Here is a 19,833-nt window from a genome sequence, read left to right as displayed (position 1 = left end):
AATTAATTAATTTTAATACTGAAATTATAATGTTAAATTTCTGCCTAAAGTATTGTAGGGGCAACTAAAGGTATTATTTCATAAATAAATGTATTTATTCGATATAATTGTTTTGATTGATGATGACCCAATAAACAACCTGATCAACAAACGGTTAATTAAAAAATTAGAAATCTCACCTCAAGTAGAAGAGTTTTTAGAAGCGGAAAAAGCTCTTTCTTTTATAAAGGACTTACCCCCTTCCACAAAAATGCTGGCTCTGGTGGATATCAACATGCCCGTAATGAATGGTTGGGATTTTTTGCTTCAATATGCTCCTATGGTTGTAAACAGGGAAGACAAGATAATTATGTTATCCAGTTCCATAGATTTTCAGGATCGCCAAAAATCCAAAAAATTCAGTTATGTGAATGGTTTTATCGAAAAACCCCTCACTCCGGAAAAGCTAGAAAAGCTGCTGCAATAGCCACAGATAGAGTTAGATAATAGTTGCCCTTATCAATAGCCTGAATCAAATTAAAATCCAACATAAACAATTTACCCTATGGAAAGAATAAAAGTAGCCGTGGTAGGTACGGGATTCATTGGACCTGCTCATATAGAAGCCTTAAGGAGGCTGCCCAATATTGAGGTAGCTGCCTTGTGTGAAGTCAGTGAGGAATTGGCAAAAGAAAAAGCCGCCTTACTGGGCATCCCTAAAGCCTTGCTTTTTGAAGATATGCTGAAGGACAAGTCCATCCAAGCTGTTCATATCTGCACTCCGAATTTTTTACATTATGCCCAGTCAAAAGCAGTATTGGAGTCTGGTAAGCATGTGGTTTGTGAAAAGCCCCTTGCCACCAAAATCTTAGAAGCTGAGGAGTTGGTAAAATTGGCCGACTCATCCGGACTTGTAAACGCCGTTCACTTTAATCTACGGTATTACCCCATGGTGAGGCAAATGAAGACCTTGCGGGAAAATGGGGAACTGGGAGACATCTATTCCATCATGGGTTCCTACCTACAAGATTGGCTGTACCTAAAGACTGACTATAACTGGAGGCTGGAGCCCGACAAATCCGGGGATTCCCGTGCCATTGCAGACATAGGTTCCCACTTACTTGACCTTACCGAATATGTGACAGGCCTGAAGATCACGGAAGTGATGGCAGATTTTTCCACCGTGCACAAGACTCGCCTCAAGCCACTTCGACCCGTGGAAACCTACACCGGAAAGATGTTGAAAGAGTCGGATTATAAGGAAGTGGAAATCAATACTGAAGACCATGCAACTGTAATGCTGAGGTTTGACAATGGCCATAAGGGTTCTGCTACGGTAAGCCAGGTAAATGCCGGGAGAAAAAACAGGCTCAACATAGAGATTGCAGGTTCCAAATCCAACTTTGAATGGTGCAGCGAAAAACCTAACGAGTTATGGATAGGTAAAAGGGAAACCCCAAACCAGCATTTACTGAAAGACCCTTCTTTGTTTACCCCAGAGGCGGCGGGATTGATAAGCTTTCCCGGAGGGCATAATGAGGGCTTTCCCGATACTTCAAAACAAATGTTTAAGGAAGTTTATGCTGCAATTGCCGAAGGCAAACAACCAGAGAAGCCTACCTTCCCTACATTTGCGGATGGGTACAGGGAACTGCTGATCTGTGAAAGGATCATTGAGAGCCATAAAAAACAGGCATGGGTGAAAATATAACCCAAAACCATTACGATAAACTGTCGTTTAATTAGGCAGTTGAACACTAAAAACTAATCCATAAAACTATTCCATTATGATTTATTCTCTTATCAAAAAATTGGGAGTGGCATCCGCTTTCGTGATGTCCGTTACTTTTTTGGCCTTTAGCCAGGAAAAAGCAAGCCCGGCAAAAACCGCTGAAGGCACAATTAATGGTGCCAAAATCACCATTAACTATGGCAGTCCCTCTGCAAAAGGGAGGGATATCTGGGGAGGTTTGGTACCTTATGACAAAGTATGGAGAGCAGGGGCAAATGAGGCCACTACTTTCGAAACCAGTAAGGACATAAAGGTGGAAGGCGAGAACCTGCCTGCAGGTAAGTATAGCCTTTTTATCATCCCTAACCCAAATAAGAGTACCCTTATCTTTAATAAGCAGACTGGCCAATGGGGAACCCAATACGACGAGAGCCAAGACCAACTCAAAGTATCCATCTCAGGTGGGGAAAGCAGCTCCTACGAGGAGCAACTCACTTATGAAGTTTTAAACGATGGTATTGAGATAAGATGGGCCGAGGCAAAAGGAAAAGTGAAAATAGAATAACAAACTTTTAAAATTATCAAAAACCGGGGACTTCTTCTCCGGTTTTTTTATTTTTGCCCCTTTAAGATCAACTTGCTACACTTTGAACATCCCGGATCACCTACCTATTCATTCCCACATACCAGCCATAAAAGCTGACTTATCCCAACACGACACCCTAATCCTACATGCTCCCCCAGGAGCTGGGAAAAGCACTTATCTTCCCTTGACATTGCTGGAGGAGCAGTGGTTGGGAGACAAGAAGATATTGATGTTGGAACCCCGGAGGCTGGCAGCAAGCAGTATCGCCCAGCGAATGGCAGACCTTTTGGATGAGCCTTTGGGGAAAAAGGTGGGGTACCAGATACGGTTTGACCGCAAGATTTCTTCCCAAACAAAGCTGGAAGTGATTACAGAGGGAATCCTAACCAGGATGATGCAAAAGGACAATGCCTTAGAAGAAGTGGGTCTCCTGATCTTTGATGAATTCCATGAAAGGAGCCTACATGCCGATTTGGGGTTGGCCTTGGCAAAGGAAATACAGCAGGTTTTAAGGCCAGACCTGAAAATACTAGTCATGTCTGCCACCATGGACCTCAAAACCCTGGCGGATAAGTTGTCGGCACCTGTCATTTATTGCGAAGGAAAACAATATCCAGTAGAAATCGAATATCTAGGCCAGGCTGACCTTTCCCATCTGCCACAAATGGTAAACAGTGCCATAGGTAGGGCACTTTCCCAAAGCCAAGGAGATATATTGGTGTTTCTTCCCGGTCAGGGAGAAATAAAAAAAACCGCAAAAATGGTTCAAAACAACTACCGGGAACTCTCGGTACACACGTTATTTGGTCAACTACCCCACAAAAAACAGCAAGAGGCCATCCTCCCCCACCCCAGTGGGCAAAGAAAGGTGGTCTTGTCCACATCCATTGCCGAAACCAGTCTCACCATAGAGGGTGTACATGTGGTGATAGACAGCGGATTTACCCGTACCTCCCAATATGACCCCAAGACAGGTCTAAGTAGCCTAGTGACCTTACCCATTACTATTGATGCAGCCGACCAGAGAGCGGGAAGGGCGGGCCGTTTAGGGCCTGGTAAATGCTACAGGCTGTGGAGCAAAGCCACCCACCAATACCTCTCTCCTTATAGGCAGCCCGAAATTCTGGAAGCAGACCTTTGTGGATTGCTTTTGGAAGTTTCAAAATGGGGCGTAGATGCACTGCAAACCCTAGGATGGGTGACCCCTCCACCCACCCTATCCGTTGTGGCAGCGAGGGAAACCTTAGAGGCCATAGGAGCCTTGGAAGACGGTAAACTCACCAGCCTTGGTGATAAGCTGCAATACATGCCCTGTCACCCTCGCATAGCGAACATGCTGATAAAAAGTCAGGAATTGGGTCTGCAGTCCTTAGCTACTGACCTAGCTGCTGTGTTGGAGGAGAAAGACCCCATGCCATCTGGTAGTGGAATCGACATTAACCTTAGGATTGAGGCCCTGAGAAGGTACAGGTCGGACAAATTCAAGCATAAGGCTTATGCAAACGTAGAAAAAGTGGCTGAGATTTACCGGAAAATGCTTAAATCCAAAGAAGACAATTCCCTAGTCGCCCCAACAGATACTGGTATGCTTTTGGCATATGTCTTCCCGGAACGCATTGCTGCACGAAGGCTGGGAAAACTCCCGCAATTCCAGCTTTCAAATGGCAAGTTGGCCAAAATGGACCGCATGGATTTAATGGCAGACGATGCCTGGATTTCTATAGCCCATCTAGATGCAAGGGAGGGCATGGGAAAAATTTTTTTGGCCTCACCCCTAGACCCAAAGGACTTGAAACCCTTCGTAAAAGTAAGGTCCAGGATTACTTGGAACAGTAAGCAGGGAGGGCTTCTGGCAAGGCAGGAATGGAAAATAGGGCAGCTTCTTCTACAATCACGCCCCTTAAAGGATCCCGATACCGAACAAATGAAGGAGGCAATCTTTCAAGGCTTAAAACAGGAAGGGGAAAGGTTGCTTAATTTTACCGAAAAGGTAAAGCAATGGCAAAATCGGGTATTAAGTGTAAAACATTGGCACCCGGACCAGGGATGGCCAGATGTTAGCACCTCAAAATTAATGGAAACTTCCCGGGATTGGCTGTTCCCTTTTTTGCCAGCCGTGGAAAAAACAGAGGATTTGGAGCAAGTGGACTTAATGCAGCTCCTGCCCGGACTTTTATCCTATGATCAACAAAAAGAACTGGAGAGGTTGGCCCCTGAATCAGTAGAAGTACCCAGTGGTTCAAAAATTGACATCCAGTATTTCCCGGACGGAGACACGCCTGTACTAGCAGCTAGGATACAAGAAATGTTTGGTTGGGAGCAAACCCCGACGGTAAACGAGGGAAAGCAGATATTGCTGATCCATCTCCTTTCTCCTGGCTATAAACCGGTACAGGTAACTTCCGACCTAAAAAGTTTTTGGGACAACACCTATCACGAAGTGAAGAAAGAACTTAAGCGAAGGTATCCAAAACACTATTGGCCGGATGACCCCTGGAATGCCCCGCCGGTAAAAGGGGTGAAACGGAAATAAGGACCTGTTTTACACGGGTTGCTTTCGGAGCGCTTTTTCCCAAGCTCCTTTTTGGCTTCCCCTCAGAAACCTGAAAAGTCCCAGAATCACTGCATAATTCATTATGCAAAAATAGTAGGGAACGAACAAAAATTTCCACCTCAGTTTTTTTGTTTCCATGAAGTAGCCAATTCCTGCTGCTCCATAAAAAAGAAGTTGGGCAGCTAGCATCCCCTGGTATATCCACCCTTCCTCCAAAAGAAAAAAATTAAGGACAAATACTCCTACCAATAAAAAGGGAGTCACTGCCCAGCGCAACACCCTATGCGAGAGGTATTGGAAAAAAAGCAGTGGATGCTTCCAGGGGGTGATTTTCCAAAACAACCTATACATTGATTGCCATCCACCGGCACCGATTCGTATTTTCCTCTTTAGTTCTTCCTTGACCGAAGCAGAGCCATCCTCCATGGCATAGGCATCGGGTTCATAGACTATCTTGTAGCCCTTTGCGGCAATCAACATGGATTGCATAAAATCATCCAAAAGGGTGTCCTCTGGGAGGGTTTCGTACAGGGAGGATCGAAATGCCACCAATTCTCCTGCTGCCCCTACGGCACTATGAAGTTCAGAATCTAGTTTCTTAAGATAAGATTCGTATTTCCAATATAAGCCTTCCCCGGCAGTGCTCGCCTCATCCTTTTTGTCCGACCTTACCCTTTTTTCTCCAGACACACATCCTACCCCAGAATGGGAAAAATGGCGTATTAGGTTCTTCAAGGCTTTTTCGTTGAGGAAGGTATTGGCATCAGAAAAAACCACAAAGGGAGAGTTTACGATTGTCATGGCCCTGTTTTCGGCAGCCGTTTTGCCCCCTCTCCTATCTTCGTGAAGCAGATTCACCTCCGGAAATTCCTCCAGTACCTCCCTGAAGTGGTCTGTAGATCCATCGGTTATAAAGTACAGGGTGAAAAGCTCCTTTGGGTAATCCAGGGACAAGCAATTGATCACCTTTTCTTTCAAAATTTCGGCCTCATTGTAACAGGGGATTACAAGGCTCACCTTGGGTAGATTTGGATCATTCCCTTGGCTTGAATTATTGGGGTATAAAAGCCTTTTAAACCTAACAAGGAAGGTTAAAAGCAAACCATATCCTAAAAAAGCATAAAAAATCACAAATATACTGAGCCAATAAGCCACTTCCATTATTTCTATCCTCATTAAATTCGCCAAAAATAATATGCTGTCATTTAATTACCGCTCGCATTCACATACATAAATGTAATGTTAATTTTCAAAAAATTTTGAAAAATCTTCTTAAAAACACTAACTTGTTTAATAAGTGATAGGATAATCTTTTTAACTTGCTGGGAGTTTTTTAAAATGCCCCTTTGTTAGTATGACATTTACAGACTGAACTATTAAATGGACACCCAAAACGAATTTTCCAAAGGTAAGAACCAAAAAAAATACTATTTGGGTAAAGGAGTAAGCAACCCGGTCTTTGAAAGGATCGTGAAACTCACTTCGTTCTTGTCAGGAAATCCTGTGGCTCTGCTGATCTTTGTGGAAAGCGGAGATGCTTGGATTAAGTCTGCATATGGAATAGACAAGGAAGAGGTCACTGTCCATGAGGATTTTATATTGCTTTTGAATGAGTTAAGTGAAGAGAAGAACCTGGTCGATTGCCTTGCTAAAAACACCAGCCCATCCTCCTATTTTACCTTTTCAGCAACTGCCGAGCAAGAGCAAATGAAGGTTTTACCTTTAATGGATGAGGAAGCGTTTTTAATAGGTGGTCTGGTGACTTTGGGCAATGGCAACCTAGCTATTACCCAAAATCAGGCCTCTGGGTTAGAGCTATTGGTGAATCAAGCCCTGGATCAGCTAAAGGAACAAAACCAACGTTTTGAAGAAAAACTTCTTGGAAAGGCACTTCAACTTTCTGAAGATTTGATCTGTGTGCTTAGGTATGACGGGAAATTTATTAGAGTAAATAATTCCTTCAAGCATATTTTAGGTTATGATGCAGAAGAAATTTCCAATAAAGCAATCCAGGATTATATCCACCCCGATGATGTAGACTATACTCAGGAGAAAATTCAAGACCTAATCAAGGAGCAAAAATCCTTGCAATTCAAACATAGACTTAAAACGAAAAACAACGGCCATAAAATTTTTTCCTGGACGGCTACTTCGGATGACAGAAACAAATGGATATTCGCCATAGGGCGAGACATCTCTGAGGAAACTGAAAAAGAAAACAAACTCTTAATCAGTGAAAACAAATTCCGTTCTTTTTTTGAAAATAGCCAGGGTTTAATGCTTACCCATGATTTAGAGGGCAAATTTTTGAGTGTGAACAACTATGGAGCCCGTTTACTGGGGTATTCGGTGGAGGATCTTTTGGGCAAATCCTTACAGGATATTATCCCCAAGAAGTTCCACAAAGAGATCCCTCCCTATTTCGAGTTGATCAGCACCGAGGGGCAATGCAAGGGATTAATGACTACAAAGCAAGCCAACGGAACTTACAAAGTATGGTTATATAGCAATACCCTGGAAAAGGACATCAATGGGAACCAATACATTATTGGAAACTCAATAGATGTTACCGAACGGCTTCGCCTGGAAAAAAGCATCCAAAATGCAAAGGAGTTGCTAAACCAGACCCATGTAATGGCGAAAGTGGGTGGATGGAGATATGACTTGAAGAAAAAATCATTGAGTTGGACCGATAACACGTTCCGGATTTTGGAAGTTGACGAAGGTTATATTCCCTCCTTGGATAAAACTATCCTCTTCTATAAGGAAGGAAAACATAGACAAAGAATCCAAGAATTGATCCAGATGGCCATCGAATATGGAAAACCATGGGACGAACGATTCAAACTCATCACTGCCAAGGGAAAGGAGATATGGGGGAGATCTATAGGAGACGCGCACGTAGATGAAGGTGAACTAATCTACCTCTATGGCACGGTACAAAACATCAATGATTTGGTCAAAAATGAGGAGCAGTTAATTCAAAAGGAGCAAATGCTCCATGCCATATCTATTGCTACAGATGAGCTTTTATCGAATAGGAAACTTTACCAGGCAATATCCAATTCCTTGGAGTTGATCGGAAAAGCTGCCAATGTGGACAGGGTCTATTTCTTCAAGAACTCCTTGGATGAGGAGGGGAACAAGTTTTGCTCCCAACGCTTCGAATGGAGTGCCGATGAGGCTGATTCCCAAATTGACAACCCCAACTTGCAGAACATCCCCATGGGGTTTTTTGGCGATCTTGTGAATCCATTGGAAGCAGGGCAACCCTTTATTACCATCGTTTCCCAGATGCCAGAAAACAACCCTACCCGCCTTTTCCTGGAGCCCCAGATGATCAAGTCCATTCTGCTCATTCCCATATTCAATCAGGGTGAATTCTGGGGGTTCACGGGGTACGATGACTGCACCAACGAAAGGGTGTGGTCCGATGCTGAGATTTCCCTGCTTAAAAGTTTTGCGATTAGCATTAGCAATGCCATCAACCGAAAGAACCTTGAGGAAAAACTGGTAGAAGCAAAAGAGCATGCCGAGCAAGCCAGCTTTGCAAAATCGGAGTTTTTGGCCAATATGAGTCATGAGATCCGAACCCCACTTAATGGAATTATTGGCTTTACGGACTTGCTAGTAAAAACCGAACTTTCAGATGCACAACTTCAATATATCAACATTGTAAATCAATCCGCAAATACTCTGCTGAACATCATCAATGACATCCTGGATTTTTCAAAAATCGAAGCGGGAAAACTGGAATTGGATATTAATAAGGCGGACATTTTTGAAGTTTCTGGCCAAGCTACAGATGTCATATCCTACCAAGCCCAACAAAAAGGTATAGAGATCCTTCTGAACCTCTCTCCTGAAATGCCCCGGTACATATTTGTGGACGATATCCGGCTCAAACAAATTATCATTAACCTTCTCGGAAATGCTGTGAAGTTTACCAAAGAGGGTGAAATAGAATTGAAAGTAGGGTTGAAGAAAATGATGGAGGAGAATAAAGCCATATTCAGGTTTGAGGTAAGAGATACAGGCATCGGTATTTCGATGGAAAACCAAGAAAAGATTTTCGAGGCATTTTCTCAAGAAGATGGATCCACCACAAAAAAATACGGGGGAACCGGACTCGGTCTAACCATTTCCAATAAACTACTGGGAATGATGGATAGTGGTCTTAAGCTCAATAGTGAATTGGAAAAAGGCAGCACTTTTTATTTTGACCTTAACTTAAGATACGAAAAAGGGGAGTCAGACCAAGACATAGACCTTTCCGCTATCAAAAGAGCCTTGGTAGTCGATGACAACTCAAACAACAGGCTCATTATTACCGAAATGCTGACCCTGCACCAAATCCAAACGGAAGAAGCCCATAATGGGTTTGAGGCCTTACAAAAATTGGAGGAATACCCTACCTATGACGTCATATTGATGGACTTTAATATGCCTTTTATGGATGGGCTTGAAACCATAGAAAAAATCAGGGAAAATTCCCCAAAATACCAACGAGAAATCCCTGTTTTACTGCTTCATAGCTCAACAGACGACGACTTTATCTTTCAACGATGCCGCGAATTGAGAATTTCCTCCAAGTTGTCAAAGCCTATTAAACTGGATAGTTTCACCAAAGCACTGAAGACATTAGTAAAGGAAGGGAAAAGCCAATTGGTTTCGATTAAAGGAGAAGACGAAAGCATGATCGGTTCTATTCCAAAACATTTTAAGGTATTGATAGCCGAAGACAATAAAATCAATTTGTTTTTGGCAAAAACCTTAGTAAAGAAGTTGGCACCACAGGCTGAAATCTTTGAAGCCTCAAATGGGTTGGAAGCCGTGGAGATTGCCCAAAAGGTGGTTCCCGAAATAATCTTGATGGATATTCAGATGCCCGAAATGAGTGGGTATGAGGCAAACCTGGCTATTAAGGAAAGTCCTAATTTGGCCAATATACCCATAGTTGCTGTTACGGCGGGGAATGTAAGAGGAGAAAAAGAAAAGTGCTTGGAAGCAGGGATGGTGGACTTTGTGCCTAAACCCATCATTGAATCTACCATTAAGGAAATATTCGAAAAATGGTTGCCCAAAAGTAGGGGGACAAATTCAGAGCCTATCCTCAAAAATGAGGTAAACACTCCCAATACATCCGGGGAGGTGCCTCAGGGGAGTAAGCTTCATTTTGATGTGGAAAAACTCAAGGAATATATAGGGGATGAACCTACCATCATTAATGAAGTGCTAAAGCTTACCCTAAAAGAAATGAAAATTTCGAAAAAAAGGCTGGCTGAGTGTGTCTCTTGTGCAGATCTTGATGGGCTCAACCGGGAAGGGCATAAACTTAAAGGCTCTGCAATGACTGCCGGGCTTGAAAGAATGCTGAGCATCGCCAAGACCTTTGAAAGCCTGCCTGAATTTATTGAGAAAGAAGCTCAACATTTGTTGGATGAGTTCAGCCAAGAAGAAGCACTGGTGCATACCCTGATCGAAAATTACCTCAAGGAATAAAAATTACAGGAATTTAACGCTGTTTTTTAGTTGTTCTCTGTACTTGGCACCAATAGGAATGATCTTGCCAGACACCACTGCAGTTTCGTTGTCGAAATCCGTGAGAAAATGAAGGTTTATGACGTAGGACCTGTGTACCTGGATAAATGCCGGCTGGCCGTTAAGTTTCTCCACAAAATTCGAAATAGTGGATTTGATGACGTAGTTGTTACTACTGCATTTCAAGCTGATATAGTCTCCTTTCCCTTCACAATAATGTATCTCCGAAAAAAGGATCTTTTTAAAAATCCTTTCGTCTTTCACAAAGATAAAATCCTTAGAATAGGCATCGGGATCAATTTTAATCGATGTCTCCTTGCATTTTTCAAGCCCCCTCAAAAAATGGTCGTATGAAAACGGCTTGGGCAAGTAATAGCAGGCATTTGTCTCAAAAGCAGAGATGGCATTTTCGTTGTTGGCAGAAATAATTATTAAGGCACCCTCATATTGACTATGCTTTAAAATCTCGAAACCATTCATCTCCGGCATCTCGATGTCCAAGAAAATCAAGTCAATCTCAGATTTATTTTCCTTCAAGTAGTTGAGGCCTTCTATCGCATCAAAAAACGAAGCTTTTAGCTTCATATCCTTTGTTTTTGAGATGTAAAATGACAGTATTTCTATGGTAGCCCTATCATCATCGATTACTAAACAATTCAACATAAAATAAGTATTAAGTAGGGTTGTAATTTATATCAACTGGCAATACAGGCCTCAGGCCTATGAACTTCTCTTATCACCTTTGCGGGAACTCCTCCCACCAAAGTATATGGGGCTACATCTTTGGTTACCACAGCACCGGCGGCCACCGTAGCTCCTCTCCCTATAGTGACACCCTTCAATATCATAGCCCTAGTGGCTATCCAGGCGTCATCCTCGATTACAATCTCACCAAATTTAAGTGCATCTCTATCATCCACACCATGAAAATCTCCGTCCATCATAATTACCTGGTTAGCAATTTGCACATTTCTCCCAATTTGAATGGACATACTGGCCGAAATAATGGTGTCGGTGTTGACAAATGTATTGTCCCCAATCTTCAAAACCGCTCCAGGGCCTGCGTATAACTGCGTAGTACCTATATGGGACCAAATGCTTACATGATCCCCTATCACTATGCTTCCTTTGGCTTCCACCCGTAAAGGTCCTCTCACACTGATCCAGCTGCCCGTACTACAATTTCTCAACCTAAATTTCCCATTGAGAAAACGAACCAACCCGTTGACGATTTCTTTGGCTACCAGGGATATCACATGGTATTTTTCCCTGCGACTTGCATACGGTCTGCCATAGTATTCCTTACTTTTTAGCGACAGCTTTTGTGCAAATTTTTCCCTGATCATAACAAAAATTGGTTAACACCTTGAATATAGGAGATGAAATATTAATCTCAAAAATAACGGATATTTTAAAAAAAATAGTACTTTTATTTCAAAATAAGCAAAATAACCAATGAATAATTTTACATATTTAAAAAAATGAGATTTAAATATAGATAAATGAAATTGGTAAAATTGTGATTGAAAGCCCTATGTTAAGATTATTTGTTTTCAGCTTTTTTATGCTGGTATTTTTTGAAAAAAGTTGGGCCCAGGAAGAGATAAACCGTATCGACGGCTTTAACCTGAATTTGGGCATAGAACGTCAATTGCCGACGCTGGATTCTTTGATAGAAATGTCCCTTTCCTATCATCCTACGATCAAGCTCAATGAGGCTCTAATAGGCTCCGCTGAGTCCAGGGTGAAAATTGAAAAGAAGTCCTGGAGCAATCTAGTACGGGGATATTTCGACTATGGGTATGGCAACCAGGCCATAGTGGCCACCGGATCCCAAGCCACTGATCTTTCCAATATTGCCAATGGATACCGCGCAGGAGCCAATGTGAGCATTCCTCTTTCCGAAATTTTCACAAGGAAAGATAGAATTAGGTATCAGGAACAGGAACTTTTGGCCACCTATCATAAAACCCAAGAAATGGAACTCGTGATAGCCAATCAAGTGATAGAGCAATATAACAACCTTCTTTTGGCGCAAAAACTGATAAATATCCGTTTCGAAATGCAGCAAAAAGCTAAAAACAACCTGGTTCAGTTGGAGCTGGAGTATGTAAGTGGGGATATAGAGGGCACTAGCTATGTGCGGAATGCGGAGATCTATGCCATAGCTCAGTCTGAATATGAAAATGCAAGGGCCAATTTTATGGTCGCTTCGCAAAAGTTGGAGGTACTTTTAGGCAGACCACTAAGCGAAATAAGGAGGAAACCATGAATTTGAGACAACTTATCAGGCTACTGCTAACCCATAAGTACTGGATAATCCTAGTGCCACTATTCGTTGGCATAGTTGTGTTTTTTCTCTCGAAAACACTGCCGCAAAAATACGAAAGTTCTACTGTAATATTCACCAATCCCACTTCTGACCAAGGAGTAAACGACGGGGGAACCCATAGGATGGATTTTTACACTTCAAACAATTTGTTTGATAACTTGACACTACTGCTCAAATCCAGGGAAACCCTCACGACTGCTTCCTTACGGCTACTTTCCTTACATCTATACCAAAAAACCCCGGATCCATCTATATTGGATGAGAATGACCTTAAGGAGCTAAAAAAACATATCCCTGAATCCCTAAGGAATAGTTTGGTAGTTACTGGAGACCTAGAAGCTACCTACGAGCGGATATTAGGCTACAGTAAAGAAAACCAAGATTCACCCATTGATTATTTATTGAGAGATCACCCTCATTATAGTATACAGGAAATTATGGACAACCTTCAAGTGTCAAGGAAGTCGTCTTCCGATATGATGGAGGTGATCTATAGATCTGATAAGGCTGGCATTACCTATTATACTTTAAAGTACATATCCGATGCCTTTATGAATCGATATGGTCGCATCAAAGAAATGGAAAACGTCAACTCCATTGCCTACTTCGAAAATCAAATGCGACTGGCTCAGGAAAAACTCAAGGAAGCAGAAGCGAACCTAAAGCAGTTTATGACTGAAAACCGAATCCTGAACTATTATGAGCAGGGAAAATACTTGGACATTGCCAAACTGGAGCATGAGCAGGATGAAGAAAGGTCAAAAAGGATAATAACCGGCACCCGGTCCAACCTAGAAAAAATCGAGAATCTTTTCGCGGGATTTGATACACGACAGAATGTTATCAGAAACATCAATTCCTTGCAGGACAAAATAGTGGCCAAAAACCAACAGTTGCAAGGTGTGTTTTTACAAAAAGAAAATGCGGCAGTCACATCAGCCATAGAACAGGATATTCAAGAATTACAAAACCAGATTGAGACGGAGTCCCAAAAACTTTTCAAAAGCAACATTTCCATTGAAGGATTACAGAGACGGCAAGCTCTGGACGAATGGTTGCAACTGAAACTGCAATATGAAGAGCAGGTACAGGCTTTGGACGTTATGCAGGAAAGGAAAGCCTACCTCAGCAATAAAATAGAAGAATTTGCACCTCTGGGAGCAGAATTGAAAAGACTGGAAAGGGAAGTGGATGTCAATGAAAACCAGTATCTATCTATTTTGCACGGGTTGAATATGGCTTACCTCAAAAAATATGACTTAGAGATGACCTCTCCCCAAAAGCTCATTGATGAGCCGTTTTTTCCAAAAAAACCATTACCATCCAAAAGAAAGCTATTGGTAGCTGGCAGTCTCTTTGGATCTGGTTTTTTTATTGTCTCCTCCATTATTTTCATTTTCCTGGTAGACACGCGGATAAGATCTGCTGAAAAAGCACAACAAATCACTGGACTGAAAGTGGCAGGAGGCTGGGTAGATCAAACGAAGCTAGGTCGGCATGTTTTCAAATACCAGCTTTTCCATCGGTTGAGAAAACAAATGTTCAACCACCTAAACCAATACCTCAACCCAGAGAAAAAGCCCCATGTCATTATTGTTTATAGCTTGATGCCGTGGGAAGGGAAAAGTTTTATGGTAAAACAATTGGTAAAGGATATACAACAGAAGGGGCAATCAGCTATTTACTATGGCCCGGATGTGGTAGAAAACAGATGTGATATAGGGTGCGAAACCTTTCTTTACGATACAGAAAAGGACATCTATGAATCCCAAAACAGAGTTTGGAGAGATAGGTTTTCAAACTTGGAAAGCGATTATGTATTCATTGAATTACCTAATTTCCAGGAAAACCATGTCAACTATACCTTGATCAATAGTGCCCACCTTTTGGTGCAGGTAATGAATGCTAAACGAAACTGGAGCCTCTCTCATACTTCCCAAATGGAAGACCTGAGAAATACCGTAACCATCCCACATGTGGTTTGGGTAAATAAAATGGAGGAAGAAGAGGTTGAAGCCCTAAACGGGGAAATCCCGAAAAGAAGAAGTCAAATTAGGGTAAAGGTAAAAGAACTGGTTTCGTAAATCTTGATGGAGGTAATCAAAACAAATAAGGGGGGGGTTGTGCTTTTGGCATCTATTGCCGTAGCGGGGTTTTCCGTATTTGTAGTAGTTACCGGAATGCTCGGAATAGCGGCTTTGTTTGTGCTGCCTGTGGCCATATTCTTTTTGTATTGGGTGATTCAAAACCCAAGTAGGGGATTGGATGTCACTTTAGTATGCGCCTTTGTTTCCATAGGTGCCATACGATACCTCAACAATATACCCTTAGGGCTTTCAGTGGACTTTGCTTTATTCATGGGGGTCATAAGTGCTATTTTCCAAAGTAAGGCAAAGGTTGATTTTCAAAAAACGAAAAACAGCCTCCTGCTGGTGACAATGGTTTGGGTATTTTATAATATTGCCCAGTTAGCCAACCCGGAAGCCAGGAGTCTTTCAGCCTGGGTTTATGCCGTAAGGGGCACTGCATTGTATATGCTACTAACCATTCCCCTTACCCTGCTGTATGCCAATAAAAATAAGGATCTCAACCGCTTCTTCAGGATCATATTCGCTTTTTCCCTGTTAGCTGCATTTTGGGGTTTAAGACAATATTATGTTGGGTTGGATGCGGCAGAGAATAGATGGCTTGATCAAGGCTCCAGGTCCACACACATCCTTTTTGGAAACCTGAGGGTGTTTTCTTTTTTCTCGGATGCAGGACAATTTGGGGCAGGTATAGCGCATATGGGCATTATAGTGACCATTTTGGCATTGGGGCCTTTTTCCAAACGCCTAAGAATGGCATTTGGAGGAATGGCAGTGTTGTTTTTTGTAATGATGGCACTATCCGGAACACGAGGGGCCCTAGTGGTACCTGTGGGCGGTATGTTGGCTTACCTGTTTGCATCCAAGAATTTCAAAATCATGCTTTTGGGTCTTGTAGCATTGGGGATTTTTGTTGCCTTCCTGAAATTTTCCACTATTGGCAATGATGTTTATCAGGTGAGAAGACTGAGATCTGCTCTGGATCCCCAGGATGCATCTTTAAACGTAAGGAAAGTAAACCAACAAAAATTCGCTATCTATTTGGCAAACCGTCCCTTCGGAGGAGGAATAGGAACCTCGGGTTATTGGGGGCAACGTTTTAGCCCCGGCACCTTCTTGGCCGAAACACCCAACGACAGTTGGTTTGTGAAAATTTGGGCTGAAATGGGGGTCGTTGGCCTGATATTGCACCTGGGTATTCTGGCCTATATAGGCCTGATGGCCTTATTCAAAATTTGGAAAGTAAAAAACCCAAAATTGAAACAGAAATTGTTGGCTTTATTTGCCGGATATGTGGGTATTTTGCTTTCCAGCTATGGCAACCCCATACTCGGCCAAATGCCTACCGGGATAATTATATACATGTCCATGGCCTATTTCTATCTGGCCCCTCACCTGGACCATGAACTAGAAACCAAAAAAAATGCCTGAGATGGACAAACCATTAATTTCAGTCATCACAGTCAACTACAATGGCCTGGAACATACCATTGGCATGTTGGCATCCTTCCAGAAGGTGACCTATCCCCACTTTGAGATTATAGTGGTGGATAACGCATCCAAAGAAGATCCCAGTCCGCTCCTAGATGCTTTCCCAGAGGTAAAACTGATTAAAAACAAGGAAAACCAAGGTTTTGCCGGGGGCAACAACCGGGGGCTGGAAGAGGCCAATGGGGAATACTTCTTTTTAATAAATAATGACACGGAAGTATTTCCGGATGTTTTGGACAACCTGATCCTTCGGTGTCAAAATAACCCCAAAGTTGGCTTGGTGTGCCCAAAAATACGCTATTACGAATCCCCGAAAATCATCCAATTTGCGGGATATACAAATATAAACCCCATCACTGGCAGAGGTAAAGGCATAGGTTTTCAAGAAATCGATAAAGGCCAATATGACCAGGCCTACATCACTCATCTGGCACATGGTGCAGCCATGTTCATACCAAAAAAAGTGGTAGAGGATGTGGGATTAATGGCCGAATTCTTTTTTCTCTATTATGAGGAATTGGATTATTGCGAAAGGATCAAAAAGGCGGGTTACGAAATCTGGTATGAACCAGCAGCATGTATCCTTCACAAGGAATCCATGAGCGTTGGCAAAAACTCTCTGTTAAAAACCTATTATATGAGTAGAAACCGATGGGTTTTCTTAAGAAGAAATGTTCCCTGGCCTCTGTTTCTGTTTACCGCGTCTTACTATTTTATGGTTGCCATACCCAAAAGCTTGGTCAATTTTGCGATAAAAAGAGAATGGGATCACCTGAAGGCCTATTGGAGAGGCTTTATGGGGAGTTTTTTACTAAAAAGTCTGCATGATAACCCTGTATTAAAACCAAAAGTAGAATGAGAATAGGCATAGAAGCACAAAGGGTTTTTCGCAAGAAAAAACATGGGATGGACATGGTTGCCCTGCAACTCATTGAACACTTGCAACAAATCGACCGGGAAAACCAGTATTTCATATTTGTAAATGAAAACGAGGATCCCTGCATCTCTCCCAAGGACAATGTAACCATCGTCCCGCTTCCCAACAGCCCCTATCCCATTTGGGAGCAAATCCATTTATCAAAAGCCACAAAAAAGTACGAGCTAGACCTATTGCATTGCACCAGCAATACGGCACCTATATACTTGTCCTGTCCATTGGTACTTACCCTTCATGACATCATTTATCTGGAGGGACTGAATTGGAAGGCGGGTACCTGGTACCAACGCTTCGGAAATGCCTACCGGAAATGGAACGTTCCTACGGTGGTAAACAATGCGCAAAAAATCCTTACTGTGTCGGAATTTGAACAAAGAAGAATTCTAGCACATTTTACCAATCTCCCGGAAGAAAAGGTCGAGGTGGTTCACAATGGAGTGAATGCACATTTTGCTCCCGTAAGTGAAGAGGACCAGGAAAGGATAAGAAAAAAGTATGCATTGCCTGAAGAGTTTATGCTTTTTCTGGGGAATACGGATCCCAAAAAAAACCTCAAAGGAGTATTGGAGGCCTTGGCACAACTGCATCACCAGGGAAAGCTATCCCTACCCATCGTCATGCCAGACTTTGGAGAGGAAATTTTGTCTAAAATGCTGGGTACGCTTAAAGCCGAGTCGTTAAGATCCCAAATACATTTAACAGGGTATATTCCCAACATGGAGCTACCTGCCATATATGCCAGAGCTGCATTTTTTCTGTATCCCTCTATTCGGGAAAGTTTCGGACTTCCCATCCTAGAGGCCATGGCCTGTGGTTGTCCCGTGATTACTTCTACCAGCTCCTCCATGCCTGAGATTGCAGGAGATGCAGCTTTGCTCGTAAACCCTCACAGCTCTGAAGATCTCGCCAAAAATATCCTTTTGCTAATAGAAAACAAAGCAATCCGTGCCTCCTTAAGAGAAAAGGGATTCAAAAGGCCTCCCCTATTTAGTTATGCACGTGGGGCATCCAAAGTGTTGTCCATCTATGAGGAGATATGTTATGTCAGGAAATAGGTATTGGCTTAGCAGCGGGTTTTTTACCATGCTGCACAGGGGCGTGGATTTCTTTCTTGGCTTTGTGGGCTTTATGATGTTGGTCAGGATATTCACACCGGATGAATTTGGTGTATGGGTATTGTTGATCACTATTGTAGCCATAATAGAAATGGCAAGAAACGGCTTCCTGCAAAATGGCATGATCAAATTCATGGTCAACCAAGATGCAAAGGAGCAGGCAAGGGTGCAAATGGCCTCCCTTTGGCTAAACATCCTACTTACAGCAATCCTTATGTTGCTACTTTGGCTTGGGGCACCTTACTTGGAAAGGTGGCTGAACGCCCCTTCATTGAGCCAGATCATCAGAATCTATGTGTATATATTACCTGTTCTAGTCATCCATACCCATAACCTGGTGCTAATGCAGGCAAACTATGATTTCCGAGCCTACTTCTGGGCAGGGATCAGTAAAAGTCTACCCCTATTCCTTGTCATCCTTTATTATTACCTCTCGCCGGAACCCCTCAACTTATACTCCCTGGCCTGGTACCAAAATGCCTGCTTTCTTCTCGCCACAGTGATGTCGGTCTACCAAGTGCGCAAGCAGGTCAGGTTTGCCTTTGGCAAAAATGGCACTTGGGTGGAAAGGATCTTTCATTTTGGAAAGTATGTCTTTGGAACCAATTTAGTGTCCATGTTGACCAATAGCATGGACAAATTCCTGCTTGGAGCATTGCTTTCTCCCATACAGGTTGCCATGGCCAATACGGCAGGAAGGGTAATGAATATGGTGGAAATCCCTGTGAACTCCATTGCCTCCATTTCCTATCCCAAGGCCTCTGAAGCCTTTGAGAAAAAAGACCTGGAGGGAATCGGCAAAATGTACGAGAAGACATTGGGAATGATGCTGAGTTTGACCGTGCCCTTTTTTATCCTCAATATTTTCTTTGCCGAACTTATCATATATTTTATTGCTGGAAATGAATATATGGACGCGGCACCTTTTCTCCGAATAGTGGCCTTAATTGCTCTGATCAAACCCTTTGACAGGCAATCCGGGGTGTTTTTGGATGCCATAGGAAGACCCGCCATCAATATGGTGATGGTTTTTGGCACCTTTCTGTATGGGGCAGTCCTTTCCTGGGTGTTTATCCAGCAGTTCGGGCTGTTAGGTGCGGCTTTCGGTTTGGTTACCGCGGTGTTGATAACGGCCATTATCAAACAGGTTTTTTTGGCCAGGTTTATTCCCTTTCGCCTTTTGGGTGCGTTTTCCCAGGCTTGGCATAATTATCCGATTTTAACCAGGATGGCGTTGGATAAGCTGAATGGGATCCGCGGGTAAGAGGTTGGCTATAACCAAGCGACTGAGATTTTTTTTCAAAAAAAATAAACCCGTCCGAATTGGTGGGCATGGGAGTTCAACCCCTCTGGGGTTGGTGACAGAGGCGGGGTGTACCAATGTCCGTGGGTTGCACCCACGGTTATTGCTTGCTGTGTCGGCCCTTCAGGCCTGGGGGTCGCGCGTGGGAAATATTGTGCACATTTATTTGTATACCA

Annotated in this window: 14 protein-coding genes; 11 read left to right on the top strand and 3 right to left on the bottom strand. The window is 42.8% G+C overall.

Going from position 1 to position 19,833, the window contains the following annotated elements; all coding sequences use genetic code 11:
- Positions 1–88 precede the first annotated feature (88 nt).
- The 4 genes from DB520_RS15375 (at position 89) to hrpB (ending at position 4,830) form a co-directional block, all read left to right on the top strand.
- Positions 89–466, top strand: a complete 378-nt coding sequence (locus DB520_RS15375; protein WP_114750625.1) for a response regulator — start codon at positions 89–91, stop codon at positions 464–466.
- 78 nt (positions 467–544) lie between these two features.
- On the top strand, positions 545–1,690 hold the full coding sequence (locus DB520_RS15370) for a Gfo/Idh/MocA family protein (RefSeq protein ID WP_114750624.1): 1,146 nt from the start codon (positions 545–547) through the stop codon (positions 1,688–1,690).
- A 76-nt stretch (positions 1,691–1,766) separates the two neighbouring features.
- A complete protein-coding gene (locus DB520_RS15365) occupies positions 1,767–2,276 on the top strand; it encodes a DUF2911 domain-containing protein (RefSeq protein ID WP_114750623.1) in 510 nt (169 codons plus the stop codon).
- Between the two features lie 82 nt (positions 2,277–2,358).
- Positions 2,359–4,830, top strand: a complete 2,472-nt coding sequence (gene hrpB / locus DB520_RS15360; RefSeq protein ID WP_114750622.1) for an ATP-dependent helicase HrpB — start codon at positions 2,359–2,361, stop codon at positions 4,828–4,830.
- Between the two features lie 9 nt (positions 4,831–4,839).
- Here hrpB and DB520_RS15355 read toward each other — a convergent pair whose 3' ends face one another.
- A complete protein-coding gene (locus DB520_RS15355) occupies positions 4,840–6,027 on the bottom strand; it encodes a glycosyltransferase family 2 protein (RefSeq protein ID WP_232835004.1) in 1,188 nt (395 codons plus the stop codon).
- A gap of 204 nt (positions 6,028–6,231) precedes the next feature.
- Between DB520_RS15355 and DB520_RS15350 the strand changes: the two genes are divergently transcribed.
- Complete coding sequence (locus DB520_RS15350; protein ID WP_114750621.1) at positions 6,232–10,353, top strand: response regulator; 4,122 nt, start codon at positions 6,232–6,234, stop codon at positions 10,351–10,353.
- Between the two features lie 3 nt (positions 10,354–10,356).
- On the opposite strand, the gene DB520_RS15345 is transcribed toward DB520_RS15350, so the two are convergent.
- Together DB520_RS15345 and DB520_RS27555 are read right to left on the bottom strand one after the other, a co-directional pair.
- Positions 10,357–11,055: a LytR/AlgR family response regulator transcription factor gene (locus tag DB520_RS15345; protein WP_114750620.1), complete on the bottom strand. Its 699-nt coding sequence runs from the start codon at positions 11,053–11,055 to the stop codon at positions 10,357–10,359.
- Between the two features lie 32 nt (positions 11,056–11,087).
- Positions 11,088–11,738, bottom strand: coding sequence for an acyltransferase (locus tag DB520_RS27555; RefSeq protein WP_114750619.1), 651 nt, complete (start codon positions 11,736–11,738; stop codon positions 11,088–11,090).
- Between the two features lie 188 nt (positions 11,739–11,926).
- Here DB520_RS27555 and DB520_RS15335 point away from each other — a divergent pair, with 188 nt between their 5' ends.
- The 6 genes from DB520_RS15335 to DB520_RS15310 are packed head-to-tail and all read left to right on the top strand — an operon-like array spanning position 11,927 to position 19,618.
- A complete protein-coding gene (locus DB520_RS15335; protein ID WP_114750618.1) occupies positions 11,927–12,664 on the top strand; it encodes a TolC family protein in 738 nt (245 codons plus the stop codon).
- Entirely contained in the window at positions 12,661–14,808 is a 2,148-nt protein-coding gene (locus tag DB520_RS15330; protein ID WP_114750617.1) for a GumC family protein, read from the top strand. Before DB520_RS15335 ends, DB520_RS15330 begins: the two co-directional genes overlap by 4 nt.
- 6 nt (positions 14,809–14,814) lie before the next feature.
- Positions 14,815–16,242 carry an O-antigen ligase family protein gene (locus DB520_RS15325; RefSeq protein WP_114750866.1) on the top strand — a complete coding sequence of 476 codons (1,428 nt, stop codon included), beginning with the start codon at positions 14,815–14,817 and terminating at the stop codon, positions 16,240–16,242.
- 1 nt (position 16,243) lies between these two features.
- Complete coding sequence (locus DB520_RS15320) at positions 16,244–17,161, top strand: glycosyltransferase family 2 protein (RefSeq protein ID WP_114750865.1); 918 nt, start codon at positions 16,244–16,246, stop codon at positions 17,159–17,161.
- Entirely contained in the window at positions 17,158–18,294 is a 1,137-nt protein-coding gene (locus DB520_RS15315) for a glycosyltransferase family 4 protein (protein WP_114750616.1), read from the top strand. The genes DB520_RS15320 and DB520_RS15315 overlap by 4 nt, the downstream gene beginning before the upstream one ends.
- Positions 18,266–19,618 (top strand): oligosaccharide flippase family protein, encoded by a 1,353-nt coding sequence (locus tag DB520_RS15310; RefSeq protein WP_232835003.1) that lies wholly within the window; start codon positions 18,266–18,268, stop codon positions 19,616–19,618. Before DB520_RS15315 ends, DB520_RS15310 begins: the two co-directional genes overlap by 29 nt.
- Positions 19,619–19,833: the final 215 nt, after the last annotated feature.

The sequence above is a fragment of the Pleomorphovibrio marinus genome, assembly GCF_003347495.1.
GTDB lineage: Bacteria > Bacteroidota > Bacteroidia > Cytophagales > Cyclobacteriaceae > Pleomorphovibrio > Pleomorphovibrio marinus.
The sequence above is the reverse complement of the archived record's forward strand: the minus strand, read 5'-3'. Positions and strand labels throughout refer to the sequence as shown.

What these genes read in the sequence shown, in the direction of transcription:
- DB520_RS15375 (WP_114750625.1), top strand. Translation starts at nt 89, where the DNA reads ATGTATTTATTCGATATAATTGTTTTGATTGATGATGACCCAATAAAC.
- DB520_RS15370 (WP_114750624.1), top strand. Translation starts at nt 545, where the DNA reads ATGGAAAGAATAAAAGTAGCCGTGGTAGGTACGGGATTCATTGGACCT.
- DB520_RS15365 (WP_114750623.1), top strand. Translation starts at nt 1,767, where the DNA reads ATGATTTATTCTCTTATCAAAAAATTGGGAGTGGCATCCGCTTTCGTG.
- DB520_RS15355 (WP_232835004.1), bottom strand. Translation starts at nt 6,027, where the DNA reads ATGAGGATAGAAATAATGGAAGTGGCTTATTGGCTCAGTATATTTGTG.
- DB520_RS15350 (WP_114750621.1), top strand. Translation starts at nt 6,232, where the DNA reads ATGGACACCCAAAACGAATTTTCCAAAGGTAAGAACCAAAAAAAATAC.
- DB520_RS15345 (WP_114750620.1), bottom strand. Translation starts at nt 11,055, where the DNA reads ATGTTGAATTGTTTAGTAATCGATGATGATAGGGCTACCATAGAAATA.
- DB520_RS27555 (WP_114750619.1), bottom strand. Translation starts at nt 11,738, where the DNA reads ATGATCAGGGAAAAATTTGCACAAAAGCTGTCGCTAAAAAGTAAGGAA.
- DB520_RS15335 (WP_114750618.1), top strand. Translation starts at nt 11,927, where the DNA reads ATGTTAAGATTATTTGTTTTCAGCTTTTTTATGCTGGTATTTTTTGAA.
- DB520_RS15330 (WP_114750617.1), top strand. Translation starts at nt 12,661, where the DNA reads ATGAATTTGAGACAACTTATCAGGCTACTGCTAACCCATAAGTACTGG.
- DB520_RS15325 (WP_114750866.1), top strand. Translation starts at nt 14,815, where the DNA reads ATGGAGGTAATCAAAACAAATAAGGGGGGGGTTGTGCTTTTGGCATCT.
- DB520_RS15320 (WP_114750865.1), top strand. Translation starts at nt 16,244, where the DNA reads ATGGACAAACCATTAATTTCAGTCATCACAGTCAACTACAATGGCCTG.
- DB520_RS15315 (WP_114750616.1), top strand. Translation starts at nt 17,158, where the DNA reads ATGAGAATAGGCATAGAAGCACAAAGGGTTTTTCGCAAGAAAAAACAT.
- DB520_RS15310 (WP_232835003.1), top strand. Translation starts at nt 18,266, where the DNA reads ATGAGGAGATATGTTATGTCAGGAAATAGGTATTGGCTTAGCAGCGGG.